The organism is Culturomica massiliensis (genome assembly GCF_900091655.1).
In the GTDB taxonomy this organism is placed as follows: Bacteria; Bacteroidota; Bacteroidia; order Bacteroidales; family Marinifilaceae; genus Culturomica; species Culturomica massiliensis.
Genome location: NZ_LT594621.1, coordinates 3,913,972 through 3,929,385, shown reverse-complemented (window position 1 = coordinate 3,929,385; position 15,414 = coordinate 3,913,972). Strand labels below are relative to the sequence as shown.

Sequence of the window (15,414 nt, the reverse complement as noted above, 5' to 3'; positions counted from 1 at the left end):
GCTGTCACTGGTAAACAAAGAACAGGGTATGATTCTTCATGAACATGCTAAAAACTCTTAAATGTATTGTTTACATTCATTTCTCAGCCACAGCATGCCACAGATATTTGTCCACTCACGATAGGAAATACTTTCTTGTCATACTGAATGTCGTCAACTTTATACACTCTACGAGAACCATCCAAGAAGAATTTGAATTGTGGCGCACCTTGTGTTTCTTCTGCAATATATTTCAACAATTTGCCATATTATCTAATTTGCGAAGTTATGTGTGACTCTTTTATCCAATCATTCAAATCATTAAGATCGTTTACCAACTCTTCAAATGAAACAGAATCACCATATATCATGTGCAGACGCATATTCTCATAGTCGGCTCTCCACTGCTCTAAAACAGAAGCCGGAGGAACGATGTTGAGCGTAGCCGGATAAAGCGTATCATAGTCGAAACCACGTAAGCCGATGAATGCACGGCGATGCGCTACTACCTGACGGTAAAGTTCTACATCGTTTATGGCACGCCCGGCTATTGGAGTTTTCAACATCTGCCCGATGTCGTACATATGTCGCGACATACGTTCCACACGAATTAATTCCTCTGGCCTGGCAAACTCCTCATGCAGCAGGAATACCTTTTCAAGAAAGGTACGTTCAGGAAGAACGGCACGTACCATGAACTCAGGTTCTGCAAAAGGCGCCTTCGGATACACCTGGTCTATCATTGAATCAAGAGCCACCTCGCTTACAGGTTCACTCATAGACCTGCCACTTACTTCCACTTTCACTTTAGGCAGGATATACTGCCCATCCTTTCCACCTATGGAAAAGGATAAAACTGAGTCATAGTTAATGCCTATAACCTCGGGGTCAGTTGTGGTGACAGGGGTTGTATCAACATTTACCTTGAACTTTTCTTTTGAGATGCCACTCTTGTACAATTGTCCCGCCAAATCGTGTTGCATGGTCTCTCTTACAAAGGTACAGGCAGCACGGCGCAATTTGTCGCTGATTTGTGTTTTCGACAATACTCCACCGAAACCAAGATACTCCCGGTCAATGGCAATGTCTATATCTTCCGAAAAGCGATCTATCAAATGCCAGCACTTGCTCAACGATGTACCTCCCTTGAAAGACAGATGACCGGCATACGGCAAACTAAACATGGCACGGAGGACAGCCGTTACCCACCAATCCTTTTCTATGACCTCACGTTGCCGTATGTTCAATTCTGCGGAAACACGATCAAGTATATCCACGCGGTCTTCTTGTGACAAGTCTACAAATTTCACCGCTGCAATATCATTTTTACCCATGTTGGAGCAAGTATTATATCATGTTTGAAGTCTTGTTCCGAAACATGTTCTGTTATCATACTCTTGATTTTTCCCTTTTGTGTTTCCGTTATTGACTTCTCGCCAATCTCCCGCATAGCAAGTACGGCCAGTTGCATCAGTTTGGAGTGATAGGCAAAATTACCCAAATCATTACTATGGCGAAATGTAATGCTCTTCCCCTCGCCAAACTTAATCTGCCGTGCAGAACCATCTGTTATGTAAACAATGTTGGCCGGTACTTGTGTGGATAGCCCCAGCCTGTTAAGCGCATACGCTCCTGTCGGAATGATACGCGCACAGTCTCTTTGCGCAATTTTTAGGACAATGTCATCCAGTGACGGTTCACGCAATGTCCCATCCCACTTGTCATATAGCGGAACATAATAAATGCCTTTTGCAAAGCGGTACAATTTTCCATTTCGGCATAAGCGGCTTAACCCCGAACGAACTGCATCGGGAGTGCCACACATCGTGAAATCATCTGGAATGAAAATTGTTCCATCCTTAGCTTGTTCCACAATATCATACATTGCCTTGTAAGAGCTGTTTGCACCCATAGTTTTATGTTTTGCCACAAAATTACTCTTTTTTTGTGGCAAATCGTAGCTCTTATGGGATTTATTTGTTTTTTACGCTGATTTTATGATGTCTTATACTCTATCTGCTGATTCTATTATAGGTAACATAAAGTAATATACAAGGAGGTCGTTTCAACCGCCCCCTTTTGTGGATATGGGGCATATTCCGATTTAAAGACGAGGCTATTTTAATCGTATGGGAACATAACTCTTCGAACAAAAACCTTTTATTCTCTCATTTTTACAACAACAAAAATTTAAAATGCTAAATCTCCACTTTTCAGACCACTATCATCAAATCACAAGGACTTTTCTATCACATCATCCACAAACAACTGATAATCAATTATTCACATATACATTCTCTATCTTTTTAAAATTGAAAGGCTCGCTCCCTAACACAATATCATTTCCTCTTCGTAAAGTACTTTCCAACCAAGGCTTATTATAAGTCTCCCAACTGTAATCATCAAAAATCTTTGTTCCCTCTTTAATTCCTTTTATTTCTAATTGTTTTGCGATTCCACTAAACCTCTATTGACAACATGAATCCGTCCTAAATGTTCAAATTTCCGAAAACATATAATCATTTAATACATATTAATAATTTGAGCAATATGTTTGTAATTAGGTTTAGTCACAATCATTAATCTATTTATATTCATGCCAATCAAAAGGAAAATCAATCCAATATTTTCCTTCAAAAATTAATTTACCATTCAAGTCAAGATTAGACATTATATAATTTATAACATATTGTAATCCTTCAGCAAAATCATGAGTTTTTGCTGAACCGAATCTTAATCTCTGTTCGACATTATGAATATTCAAATCTGACAAAATACCGGGAATCCGGCGAAGAGGTTGTTTCCTTGCCGATCTTACTACAGTAACCGGAGAATTTATGGTCCCTGTACCAAAAAGCAAACTGTTTTCCGATGCCGGATTCCCCGTCTTCTGTGAATAGCGTACTATCAAATAAGCCATGAGCTACCTCCCGGAAGCGACCGAAAGGATGGTCCCGGACAAAATTCAGAAGGCGATCCTGACTGGATGCTGCTCTTTTAACTATGTCATATTCATCTTTTCAGGACAGAGAATTATATAATTAACGACCCTCCAAAGAAATTATAAAGTTTCAAAGAACTTAATTATCACTTACGACTTTTTTGTTTAAGTGGTGGTATTGGCTTTTCTCCATCTATTTTTTCCATCTCAATTTTTTGATACTTTAAAACAGGCTGCTTAACCAACAAAATATCCCCCTTTTTCCGAAAAAATACATCTATAAACGTTATTTGATTTATATTATCTATATAGGGTTCCATATGATCATTAACACCATTAAATCCATAATCATATATATATAAAGTATCTTTTTTTACAAGAACAGTACACTTAAAATATTTTATTTGTTTTTTAAGACCCGGATATTCTACATCTGATACAAATTTCATTAACTCATCTTGCTGAGTAGGATAATATTCATTTTTCCGATAAAATGCATCATATGCTCCCCACAATTGACTAACAAATAGCGTATTTTTTAATACATATACTTTTATTTGATATACTACAAATGAATAAAATAAATAAAAAAACAACAATATAATTAATACAGAAAATATCTTTCTCAAATTTTTCTTTTTCATCATTCACAGTATAATTTAAAGGTTTCTCCAGAACTAACCCTTTTTATAATTAAATATTTAGAAGAAACAACTTCATTCCCTTTGTAGTATTCTTTTTCTTGTATTCCCCACTTTTCATATTGTTGCGCCCGCTCCACATCATTCTGCATCAAATCTTTCAATCCTATATTAAATCCTTTAAGCTTATAATATCTAAGAAATTTAGCAAAAAGATCATAATCATCATTACTAAAATTTATTGTTCCTATTTTTCTATTATTTAAACCTAAAAATAAGAAAAAATATCCCGGATTTCCATGTATAATACTTGCAGAAAAACCTAAATATTCTGTAGACTTTATTTCATTATAATCATTATTCAGTGATAAAATAAATTCAATTGTCATTTTAAGTTTTATTCCAGATAAAATTTCTATTTCAATCTCCTCTGAGTATTCATTCATGCCCATTAAATTTAATTTTTTGACATAACTTATATTATTTCCAGATACCTGATTAGGTTTATAAATATCCAAAGAAGAATTATATAAATTAACACCTGCATCCGTAGTACAAATATCATACCCTTCCTTTATACCCCAATTAAGCAAGTTATTAATATAAACACTAACAATTTCTTTAAATGCCTCAAAATTATTAAAACGTCTCATTACATCCTCATCCCGCTCAAACACCCGCAACACTATACCCGGGTCGTGGATCACGTCCCACTGCCATTTAGCCAGCTCCCGCCCGTGGCGGTAGTCCATCAGGTTATCCGCTACGCTGCCTTCAGGCAAGCCCAAAGACTTATCAAAAGGATGGCGCAACGACAAACGACCGTGAGCCAGTTCATGAGCTGCCGCGACGGCAAATTCTTCAAAACTGCCGAAATCACGGCGGAACAGATAACCGAACTGCTTGTTTAAAGGCATAAAACCCGTATAGTTACGATCATCCCCCTGACCGCTGTATAAAAGGACGAAAAGGTAGCTCGCCTCCGGATCGATTCCGTAGTTTTCAACGTAAGCACCCTGAAGCTTTTTCATTTCATCGGTATAAGCACTGAAAACACCGCTCTTGTCTGCAAAAAGCAAAGGAGAACTGTAAGCAAACACAGACATTTTTTCGACTACGCATTCTATACCGACACGACTGTATATTTTCTCCAACTCCCCGCGTAAAGCCTCAAACTCATCCAGATCATTAGCCACCGGGACGATCTTTACCTTTATCCGGTATGACGGGTAGCTCACGATAAGCAATTTACCCAGATTATAATAACTGCCACCCGGTTTCGGGTAAAGCGCATAAAGCTCCTGACCGTCGTTCGCATTACCCCCCACCAGATTTAAAACATACCTCCCCGTGGTCTTGTCAAACTTTTCCCACTTGAATTCTGTACCCGACCGGGTTTTAAAAATCACTTTATCAGGATCGACAGAAGGGTCGTGAACCGTGATCACAGGTATCACCTTGTCCCTCTTCATCCCAAAAAATCAATTTGGTGGGAATACGACAGTCAATACAAAGTTTCAAAAAACTTAACGGTAAAAGGCCCAATGGATGTCAGGTACCCGGTCATCTTTTAATAGTAATTTCACAGACGCTAATTTTTTTCCATTCACAAGTTTGGCTTCATATAATTCATCGTAAATACGATAAATTACTTTCTCGTCCTGAATCAATACTACTTCACTATCAGCCTGCTTCGTTTCCAATTCAAAATAAACACCGGTTGAAGGATTATAGAAATACAGTATTCCAGGAGCATACATTCTCTCGTAACGAATGGCAGGAGATAATCCTGTAGCCCGATCTTGCCATAAAGAAGAACCGGGAAGCGGTTTATTTAACAAAGATTTATTATCATCCCCGATATAACCACACAACCAATCTGAAAAGCCGCGGATACGAGATAAATTACCTGATAAGATCAATTCACTCCATTCCTCCTTCTTTTTATCAAAAATAACCACTTGCCGTGTACCAAGACTATCTTTTTTTGTTTCTTTTCTACCATTCACTAAAAAGATATCATCATTATTTATTGATACAGTATGTCTTGAAGAACTATTAAATCTAAACTGTTCTGGCAATTCGTAAGGAAAACAAGGACGTTTAGAACGATCTCCAGTAACAATAATTTCCAAATAACCATCTTCTTCCCGGCTATAACTTAATATATAATCAGAACCAACTATATTTCCTCCCATAAATCCCGTCAGATAAATATTTTTATACAACTGTAAATCAACACTATCACTATATTTTAAATTATTGATTTCATAACTATTATATAATAATTGTCTTATAGGTTTCCTTTGAATAAAATCAATCGCAACCAATAATAAATCAGGTAATTTCAATAAAAAATTATTATCAGTAGCAGTGATCCCACAATCGGGTTTTCCTACCGATACTCGCCTTAACTCCATATTAGTGATATTAAACACCAAAAGACTATCATAAGGTTGTTCCTGTCGCCAGCTATTACTTTTCATCAAAGTAAAATAACCTAACTCCACATACATCTTAATATTGCTTAACTGCTCTTCTGATCCGCACAACTGGAGATGCCGGATTAAAGCTGAGGAATCTCTGTCATATCTCCACAAAACAGATTCAAACAGATCATCTGTTCTTGTTAAAGGATGACCGGTAATAAAATACAATTCCTTGTTTGATTGCCCGCAAACAACAAAATTGAAAAAAGTAAATATTAAAATTAAAAATGTCTTCATATTCCACGATTTTAATTATTCATTCTGATTACCAACTGCTTCTACGTAATTATGATTTTTACTATTCATGCGATTCAATTGCCAATAAGGTTTTAGTTCTTCATCATCAGGAACAACTAATTGATAATAAAAACCCCGACTATTCCCATTATAGGATTTTACCCACATTGCATCCATAAAAGAATAGAAACTTTGCGACAAAATACCCCAGTTTACTCCACTAAAATTCGTACTGGAAGCATGCATAAAAGTAACCCGACCTTCCAGCTGATTACTATAACTTACTATAGAATCGGTCGGATTATCTTTATACCATCTTTTCATATCCTTTTCATAGGCCAAAATTTCACTCTTCGTCATCCCTTTCTTCTCTCCCGTCAAAAATGCATAACCAACCTTTAAATTCTCCTTCCAATTCCATAAAGCTTCCGCAAAAGGACGATATTTTCCATCACGGTGCAATTCTCCACAAGAACTATTCAATACATCCAGCTGCATCAACCCCCAGCCATGAGGTGTGCCCCAATTGGGACAACCAACGCTGCTTGTCCACGCACTGCCATATTTCGTTCCAGGATTAAATTGACGATACTGAGATTCCTGACGAATCAAACGCGTCAAAAACCAGGTTTCTGTTGAATAACCTTCCTGAAATCATATAAAACATTCATATTAATAATTTAAGTAATATGTTTGTAATTTAGGTTTGGTCTCTATCATTAATCTATCTTAGATCCATGCCAATCAAAGGGAAAGTCAATCCAAATTTTCCTTCAAAAATTAATTTACCATTCAGGTCAAGCTTAGACATTATATAATTAAAACATATTGTAATCCTTTAGCAAAATCATGAGTTTTTGCTGAACCGAATCTTAATCTCTGTTCGACATTGTAAATATTCAAATTAGCATAGAAATAGATTTATAAATCGAAATTAGCAGCTTTCAGTACATCTAAAATTTAGCCCAATAATTACTTTTTGATATTTACCAAAATCACTAATACGAAAAAACATCCACCTATTATAATTATCTGATTCCAAAATAAAATCATAATTTATGCGTTCTACTACATCCACCCTCCTCACCGTTTCTCCCGCATCCAGCCGGCTTTCAAAAGTAAGTGTACAGCCTTTGAACTCATCCGGATGCTCAAGGATATAACGCTGAATCCAGCGCTCACCTTCTGCAAAAATTATTCTTCTGCAAAAATATGGAGTGTTTTATCCGTATCTAAAATATAAAGACGACCATTATGGTAGGAAAGATCAGTTATTTTTACTCCATTTGAAAAATTCAGATCAACTACAAATTCAATTTTGTAAGTTTTTAAATCAATTCGACCAACTCTGCTGCGAGGAAAATTATCTATAAAATAAATACTATTCTTTCCTAAAATACCCCATTCAGGAAGTATATCAAACTTCTTATTTTCTGCTGTCATATCTCCTTTATAAAGGATTTTCCCTTCTCCAGGATCTACTACATTGAATCGTTTGCCTCCAATATCATATAAATAGCCTGTCATTGGATCCTGTATATACCGATAGTCTGCATCTTCTATACTCCATTTTTCTTCCCCTGTCCTTGCGTCAAGGCCAAGCAAACGATATTCTTCCAAAGGCTTGATCTCTATTGATAAAATTATTGTGTTAATATAAAACAAAACATCTTTTGAAATTTCAAATTCTGAATGAAAGCTCCATAAAGAATTACCACTATTCACATCAACAATTTCAATGTCATTAAAAATATAATTTCTCAGATAAGCTATTTTCCTATCAATTATATTAAAAAGAGGATAATCGTAATTCCGTTTCCAAAGCTCTTTTCCACTCTCAGCTTCAAAAATAACGACTTTTCCTTTTTTTGTGATACGGTCGTATTTTCTTTCTAAAATCAACTTTTCTGAAAGATATAAATAAGGATTATAGAAATGTTTATTCCATATCGTCTTAAATACAAATGCATTATTATCTAATGACTGTATATTTTGATCTGTGGAAAAGTATAAAACATCATTATAGCACTCCAATAAATTAAAATGATAAAAAGCAGTATATCGTTTTATATTAAATGAATCTAGATCAATTTCTTGTAAATAATCATTTATTGAAACTATATATAAGTTATTCCGACCTATTACATATTGACCACAATTTGCTATTTCTTTAATTTTTTTCATCGAACAAAAAATATTTTATTAAAATTATTTTCTACAAAATTTAGGAAATCCTCTTTACTCCCTCCAGACCACTTCTTTATAATTTGTGGATCTATTTCAACCTTTTCCAACTCCCTTAAAAATACCTCCTTATCCAACCTGGAGATCTTACTCCCATCAAAATACCATTTGATCTGATCCAAATTATCCGCAATCTCTAAATCTTTTAAAAATTGCTTAGCAAAATTAGAAGGAGGAAGATTCTTTACAGACTTAAATTCATAATAGACAGGTCTGCTATTTTCTCCCATTCTCACTACTACATCCACCCTCCTCACTGTTTCTCCCGCATCCAGCCGGCTTTCAAAAGTAAGTGTACGGCCTTTGAACTCATCCGGATGCTCAAGGATATAACGCTGAACCCAGCGCTCACCTTCTGCAAAAATTATTCTTCTGCAAAAATATGGAGTGTTTTATCCGTATCTAAAATATAAAGACGACCATTATGGTAAGAAAGATCTGTTATTTTTACTCCATTTGAAAAATTCAGATCAACTACAAATTCGATCTTATGGGTATGTAGATTTATTAGACCAAACTTACAATCCGCAGAATTGCTATAAAAGTAAAGACCATTCGGAGATAGACATCCCTTCCTAGCCGGAAATACTTTATATTTTTCTATTTCAGAGGACAATCTTTCATAAACTAATATTTTCCCATTTTTGACATCAATTACCTGAAATAAATTTCCTCCTATTCCATATAAATAACCTTTTTCTAAATCTTGTACATACAAATAACGGGCATCTTCTATACTCCATTTTTCTTCCCCTGTCCTTGCGTCAAGGCCAAGCAAACGGTATTCTTCCAAAGGCTTGATCTCCAAAGAAACAATCAAAGTATCCTTATAATAATAAATAAATCTGGATATCGGAGGATTTTCAAAATGCAACGTGTTCAAAACTCCACCAGTCCGAGCATCGATAAAATCAATATATTTTAAAGAGGTGTCAGTAATATACAAATGCCTTCCTACATTCAATACTCCTACTCGTTTCCGAAAGATATTAGTCCACTGAATATCATTACTAGCTTCTTTATAAAAAGATACTTTTACTTCATCTCTATCCCAATCATATTTTGTTTCTATAAAGTAATCATTAAATAATATAACAAAACCTCCTCCTAAGGAAGGCCGATAAAGAATAAAAGTTTCTGTTTTATCATCATATGTATACAAATCATGATTATATAAATAGATCCGGCCCTCTAATATATCTATTGTATAAATCCCTCCCACATTCACTTTATGAAGAAGACGATAATTATCAGCAGAAAAAAATAAATACTCATCTTGTTCATTACATACTATTATCTGATCCTTATAAAAAAATGGACCATAGGTAATATCCTTTAATTCATATATTTTTTTCATACCTATTTTATTTGAAAAATTAAATCAAAGTTTTTATTTATAAAATTTATGAAACCCTCTTTTGTTTGTTGTTCTTTCAAAGTTACCCACTTTACAATAATTTTTCGATTTATTTCAACCTTTTCCAACTCCCTTAAAAATACCTCCTTATCCAACCTGGAGATCTTACTCCCATCAAAATACCATTTGATCTGATCCAAATTATCCGCAATCTCTAAATCTTTTAAAAATTGCTTAGCAAAATTAGAAGGAGGAAGATTCTTTACAGACTTAAATTCATAATAAATCATATCTTCGCCAAAACTTACTACAACATCCACCCTCCTCACCGTTTCTCCCGCATCCAGCCGGCTTTCAAAAGTAAGTGTACGGCCTTTGAACTCATCCGGATGCTCAAGGATATAACGCTGAATCCAGCGCTCACCTTCTGCAAAGTTAACACCTCTATTAAACTCTGCGATCATCGCACCCAGATTTTCAAATTTTGTTCCGGAAGATACCAATGTTTTATACCCCGACAGCAAATCAACCAGAGCTGCTGCACCGGATCCACGGTTTCCCCATATCAAATCTCCGAGCAATTCCAGTTGCAAATTGGAAGACTTAAACTTTTCATCCGAAAGCAGGTTGTTGACGGCTTTCAATATTTCGGGATTTTTGCGCAATTCTGCATAACTGTTCACTACACGCCAGGCATAAGCCCCTTCTATTTTCAGCTCATCGCCAAAGATATCGAATAACTGAGGCGTGGAAGACAAATCTGCCTTCAGTTTTGTTAATAAATCCAACTCGGATTTCCATTCTATTTCCAGATAAGCAAACATCCGCTTACTCCAGTCGACCTTCAAGGACTTATCCACCAGTTTCAGGCCTTTACCCGACTTTATCACCGCTTTCGTTCCACTGGCAAGACCTTTCGTGGCTACTGCCGGAGCTACAGGTAAAATCAGGGCTGAACTGTAAACTGCCACATTTTCCCAGTCATCGTAATAACCTGCATAAAGTGCTCCGGCTCCATCTGTAACAAAGTCAAGACCGAAAGGCATCAATAACACACCTAAAGCGTCCAGACCCGAAAGGGTTTCCCGGTAAACGACGGCATTCTTGCCACTGACAAAATACCGGGAATCCGGCGAAGAGGTTGTTTCCTTGCCGATCTTACTACAGTAACCGGAGAATTTATGGTCCCTGTACCAAAAAGCAAACTGTTTTCCGATACCGGATTCCCCGTCTTCTGTGAATAGCGCACTATCAAATAAGCCATGAGCTACCTCCCGGAAGCGACCGAAAGGATGGTCCCGGACAAAATTCAGAAGGCGATCCTGACTGGATGCATAACTTTCGAAAGCAGAAGGCAACGTTATACGCGGAGACATCAAACCCGTATAAGGATTCTGACTCATACAGGCGTTCCGACAGCCGTAGAATTCTTTCAATGCCGAAACATATTTATCAATACGGCTGTCTTCTGCAACTATCAGTTTGTAAATATAATCCTTACCGGTTATCCGGTCTGGATTTTCCATCCGGTTTGTCGCTACAAGCTCACCCTGATAACTTAAAAAATAAGAATAAACGATTTCAGGCTTAGCTATATATTTAAAGACATCGGAAACAAAATCGGTAAACGGAAGCCGTGATTTATCAGCAACTTCATAAGCTGCATAGTCCCGGGAATTAATATATTTACTGCGAGAAAGACTGCTTTCATGAAATACAACCTCTTTCCCTACAGCCACTCCCGGCATAAAGAAATAAGTCCCTTGATCCCGACCGATTCCAGGAGTATGGACATAGGGCACTGTTATTAATACGGAATTCGCAGAAAGACCGCTTTCTGCGAATACGGCTTCAGCCAATCGCGACCAGGAAGACTGATCAACCGAAATAGTGGAAACAGGGCAGCAAGCCACCACAAAACGGGCCCCGGGATTAGCCAACTCATAAGTATAAAGCTTATCCGTGATTTCATTTCCCAATAACTGACGATATGCATCTGAATTGCCACGAACTTTCCCAACAGTTTCAACCAAACCGGCAATAATTGACGTGTTTTGGAAAAATTGTTCATTGATCTCTATTGCATTGTCTCTAGCATACCTCAGATAGGTTTCGGCCACACTATTTTTCAGTACAAAATAACCGCTACCGGCAGGATTACCAGGACAATCACCGCCATATTTTCTCACCTGCACCCATTTTACGGCACTTTTATATAATACATCCGGATCAGTAGTTTTCAAACCGGAAATGTCGATCTCAGACTTCTGATAATAACAGGCGTCAAAAGTCCGGTAAATACAGGTCCGTATATCTCCGCGATCATTGTAGGTAAGCCTTACTGTTGACGACTGACCAATCGTCTGACCTGATGATGTATAGGTATCCTTATCCCATTTGAATTCTTCAAGGATTTTTTCATCTCCATCTTTATCTGTATATATCCTGAACCCATAAATATAGGGCATATCTTTTTTTATCAGGAATACCACTTTTGCACCGGACTGTAAAGGTTCTACCTTAAAGATAACTTTACCCGAAGGATCGAGCCCGATATTTTCACCTTTTGCAAGGTCACCGGCCTCCATCGTTCTATCCACTATCGCCGCATCCTCATCCCGCTCAAACACCCGCAACACTATACCCGGGTCGTGGATCACGTCCCACTGCCATTTAGCCAGCTCCCGCCCGTGGCGGTAGTCCATCAGGTTATCCGCTACGCTGCCTTCAGGCAAGCCCAAAGACTTATCAAAAGGATGGCGCAACGACAAACGACCGTGAGCCAGTTCATGAGCTGCCGCGACGGCAAATTCTTCAAAACTGCCGAAATCACGGCGGAACAGATAACCGAACTGCTTGTTTAAAGGCATAAAACCCGTATAGTTACGGTCATCCCCCTGACCGCTGTATAAAAGGACAAAAAGGTAGCTCGCCTCCGGATCGATTCCGTAGTTTTCAACGTAAGCACCCTGAAGCTTTTTCATTTCATCGGTATAAGCACTGAAAACACCGCTCTTGTCTGCAAAAAGCAAAGGAGAACTGTAAGCAAACACAGGCATTTTTTCGACTACGCATTCTATACCGACACGACTGTATATTTTCTCCAACTCCCCGCGTAAAGCCTCAAACTCATCCAGATCATTAGCCACCGGGACGATCTTTACCTTTATCCGGTATGACGGATAGCTCACGATAAGCAATTTACCCAGATTATAATAACCGCCACCCGGTTTCGGGTAAAGCGCATAAAGCTCCTGACCGTCATTCGCATTGCCCCCCACCAGATTTAAAACATACCTCCCCGTAGTCTTGTCAAACTTTTCCCGCTTGAATTCTGTACCCGACCGGGTTTTAAAAATCACTTTATCAGGATCGACAGAAGGGTCGTGAACCGTGATCACAGCCCCCACTTTGTCTTTCTTCCCCGAAGGAATGAGCTTCGCCGGAACACGGTAACTCTCCCCAAGCTGTTCGTATTTCGTGCGGATCAGATAAGAGCCGGAATAAACCGCTTTCCAGGCATCGAAGGCATAAAGACTGCCTTCCGTATCCGTAAATACGACTTCGGCCATGCGGCTGTCGAGGCGTTTGAAGTTCACCTCATCCTGATTCAGACCATCCCCGCTTTTACCCACAGGCGTCACCACCAATTGCTTTTTAGAACCGGAACCCGGATTCTCCCCGGCCCCTTCGTTCTCCGTACCGGAGCCATCCTCCGGAGCTTCTTCCACCTCATAGATATTACCTTCGCTGTCTTTTACCGTCATTGGAAAAACCGAAGGGGCATTACCGTTGTTCCCACCCGGCTCTCCCCCGCCGGGGACACTATGCCCCGTTTCGATATAACCGATAACCTGACCGCTCGCATCCGTCACTTCGATTTTACCGGTCGTCTCATCAAAAAAGAACCCGTTGTCTTTATCAATGACAAAATCAGCACTCAGGTCGGTTTTTGTGATGCCTTCCACCACATTACCCGTATGGCCGCCGCCCGTAAAAATATCGTCCATATTACCCATTCCGCTTTCTGTCGGATCGTAAACCGTTTTCACCACACCACGAATCATTCGGCGGTCGGTATTGATATAGACATTATCGAAAGTCACTTTAAAAGGCGCATAAGCCAGAAAAGGAACATGCACATAACCGTTACCCGTAAAAAAGCCCTGGCTGCCCGTCACCTCCTGTACATGTACCGGAAAATCGCCGGCTATAAACTGGTCTCCGTTCAAAAGCTCATCCAGGGGATCCTGATTGGACAAATCCACCGGACGCAACATCCCGCAGTTACGTAAACGGGTAGTATCCTCTGAAGGCAGCGTAAGGAAGGCTGTCTTTCCGAAAGTAGGCACCAAAGGCTCGCAAAAACCGCCCACACGGTATTCATACGTATACCCGGGGCGCACACCAGATAACAGGGCAGACGGAAAAGTACTCCTCACTTCAGCCCAGGTTTCAGCTCCTTTCACACGGTAAGCCACCGTATAATCAATGTGTTCCGGTGCACTCTCCCATTCCACGTGAATATATCCCCGTTCGGCCGTAGCTTTTACCTGTACCGGTTCGGGACAATAACGGGCGATACGGAAAGAACGGATCATGCTCAGCCCCTCGTTCTCAAAAATACTCACATCATCCGCTCCGTCTTTGGCCACAACACGCACAGCCCAGGCATAACGGCGGCCAGGCTCCAGCGCCGGTGCTAAAGTACCGTAGAGATAGCTTGTGGAAGTGATTCGTTCGCGAAATATTTCAGGTGACCAGGCAAAGGCCGATTCGGGAGCCAGACCGTTATCCCAAAGTTCCTTGATGATCAACTCGTATTCTACACGAGCCACCCCCGAATGTTGCGGAGTCCATTGGAACAACAGATTCAATGGCTCACGCCAGGGAATAACTTCATCCTGAAAAGGCAGGCTCAACAACGGAGGTTTCTGCAAAGCAAGCCAGGCCGTTCCGATGGCCCGTTGCGAGAGCACTTTTGAAGTGCCGTACTCCAAAACTTCTATGCTGAATTCGATCATGCCTTCCGGAAGGCGCCCACCTTTCAGATACGAATCTCCTCCCAATCCCTGCGCTAACAAATTACGGGTATCAAAATAAGGCATCAGATCATCCACCGTCAGCTTATAGGGCACATTGGGTTCGAGCGTTATCGGGGAAACCGAAGCATAAGGACGGGTCTGTATCGAAAAACCATTACCCTTTATGCTCAGGCGCAGGCGAACCGGCATCGACGGATACTGAACGTCACGATTCAGCAACGTCACGATCAGCCGCTCTTTACTACCCGATACATAGTCGCTCAGGTAGAGGCTATAAGGCGCAACAACGTTCACATTCGCCTGAACCGGATAAATATGCCCCTGACCGTAAACGGCAAAAAACAAAAACAGAGTACTACAAAATAACAGGATTTTTTTCATAAGTATGCCACCCTAATTAATCGGTATATTTTATACATTTCAACAATCTTTATCCGAAACAGATCACACAAACACAGCGTAAAACACGGTTAAACAAATC

General features: G+C 39.2%; 10 protein-coding genes. All 10 read right to left on the bottom strand.

Annotated features, from left to right (window positions below; genetic code table 11):
• Positions 1-248: 248 nt before the first annotated feature.
• The 10 genes from BN8908_RS17275 to BN8908_RS17225 all read right to left on the bottom strand — a co-directional run bounded on the left by BN8908_RS17275 (position 249) and on the right by BN8908_RS17225 (position 15,314).
• The gene (locus tag BN8908_RS17275; protein WP_068692431.1) at positions 249-1,289 is read right to left on the bottom strand and encodes a nucleotidyl transferase AbiEii/AbiGii toxin family protein; all 1,041 of its coding nucleotides are present in this window, start codon (positions 1,287-1,289) and stop codon (positions 249-251) included.
• Positions 1,286-1,891 carry a DUF6088 family protein gene (locus tag BN8908_RS17270; RefSeq protein ID WP_068691866.1) on the bottom strand — a complete coding sequence of 202 codons (606 nt, stop codon included), beginning with the start codon at positions 1,889-1,891 and terminating at the stop codon, positions 1,286-1,288. Before BN8908_RS17270 ends, BN8908_RS17275 begins: the two co-directional genes overlap by 4 nt.
• A 1,175-nt stretch (positions 1,892-3,066) precedes the next feature.
• Entirely contained in the window at positions 3,067-3,567 is a 501-nt protein-coding gene (locus tag BN8908_RS17260; protein WP_068691862.1) for a hypothetical protein, read from the bottom strand.
• Positions 3,564-5,033, bottom strand: coding sequence for a hypothetical protein (locus BN8908_RS17255; RefSeq protein ID WP_068691859.1), 1,470 nt, complete (start codon positions 5,031-5,033; stop codon positions 3,564-3,566). Before BN8908_RS17255 ends, BN8908_RS17260 begins: the two co-directional genes overlap by 4 nt.
• Positions 5,034-5,087: 54 nt before the next feature.
• A complete protein-coding gene (locus BN8908_RS17250; protein WP_068691857.1) occupies positions 5,088-6,287 on the bottom strand; it encodes a hypothetical protein in 1,200 nt (399 codons plus the stop codon).
• Positions 6,288-6,302: 15 nt separating this feature from the next.
• Positions 6,303-6,908 (bottom strand): hypothetical protein, encoded by a 606-nt coding sequence (locus BN8908_RS17245; protein WP_148453407.1) that lies wholly within the window; start codon positions 6,906-6,908, stop codon positions 6,303-6,305.
• A gap of 573 nt (positions 6,909-7,481) precedes the next feature.
• On the bottom strand, positions 7,482-8,471 hold the full coding sequence (locus tag BN8908_RS17240) for a PQQ-binding-like beta-propeller repeat protein (protein ID WP_068691853.1): 990 nt from the start codon (positions 8,469-8,471) through the stop codon (positions 7,482-7,484).
• Positions 8,468-8,779 (bottom strand): hypothetical protein, encoded by a 312-nt coding sequence (locus BN8908_RS17235; RefSeq protein ID WP_148453404.1) that lies wholly within the window; start codon positions 8,777-8,779, stop codon positions 8,468-8,470. The genes BN8908_RS17240 and BN8908_RS17235 overlap by 4 nt, the downstream gene beginning before the upstream one ends.
• Positions 8,780-8,895: 116 nt before the next feature.
• The gene (locus BN8908_RS17230) at positions 8,896-9,888 is read right to left on the bottom strand and encodes a hypothetical protein (protein WP_068691849.1); all 993 of its coding nucleotides are present in this window, start codon (positions 9,886-9,888) and stop codon (positions 8,896-8,898) included.
• A 2-nt stretch (positions 9,889-9,890) separates the two neighbouring features.
• Positions 9,891-15,314, bottom strand: coding sequence for a fibronectin type III domain-containing protein (locus tag BN8908_RS17225; RefSeq protein WP_068691848.1), 5,424 nt, complete (start codon positions 15,312-15,314; stop codon positions 9,891-9,893).
• Positions 15,315-15,414: the final 100 nt, after the last annotated feature.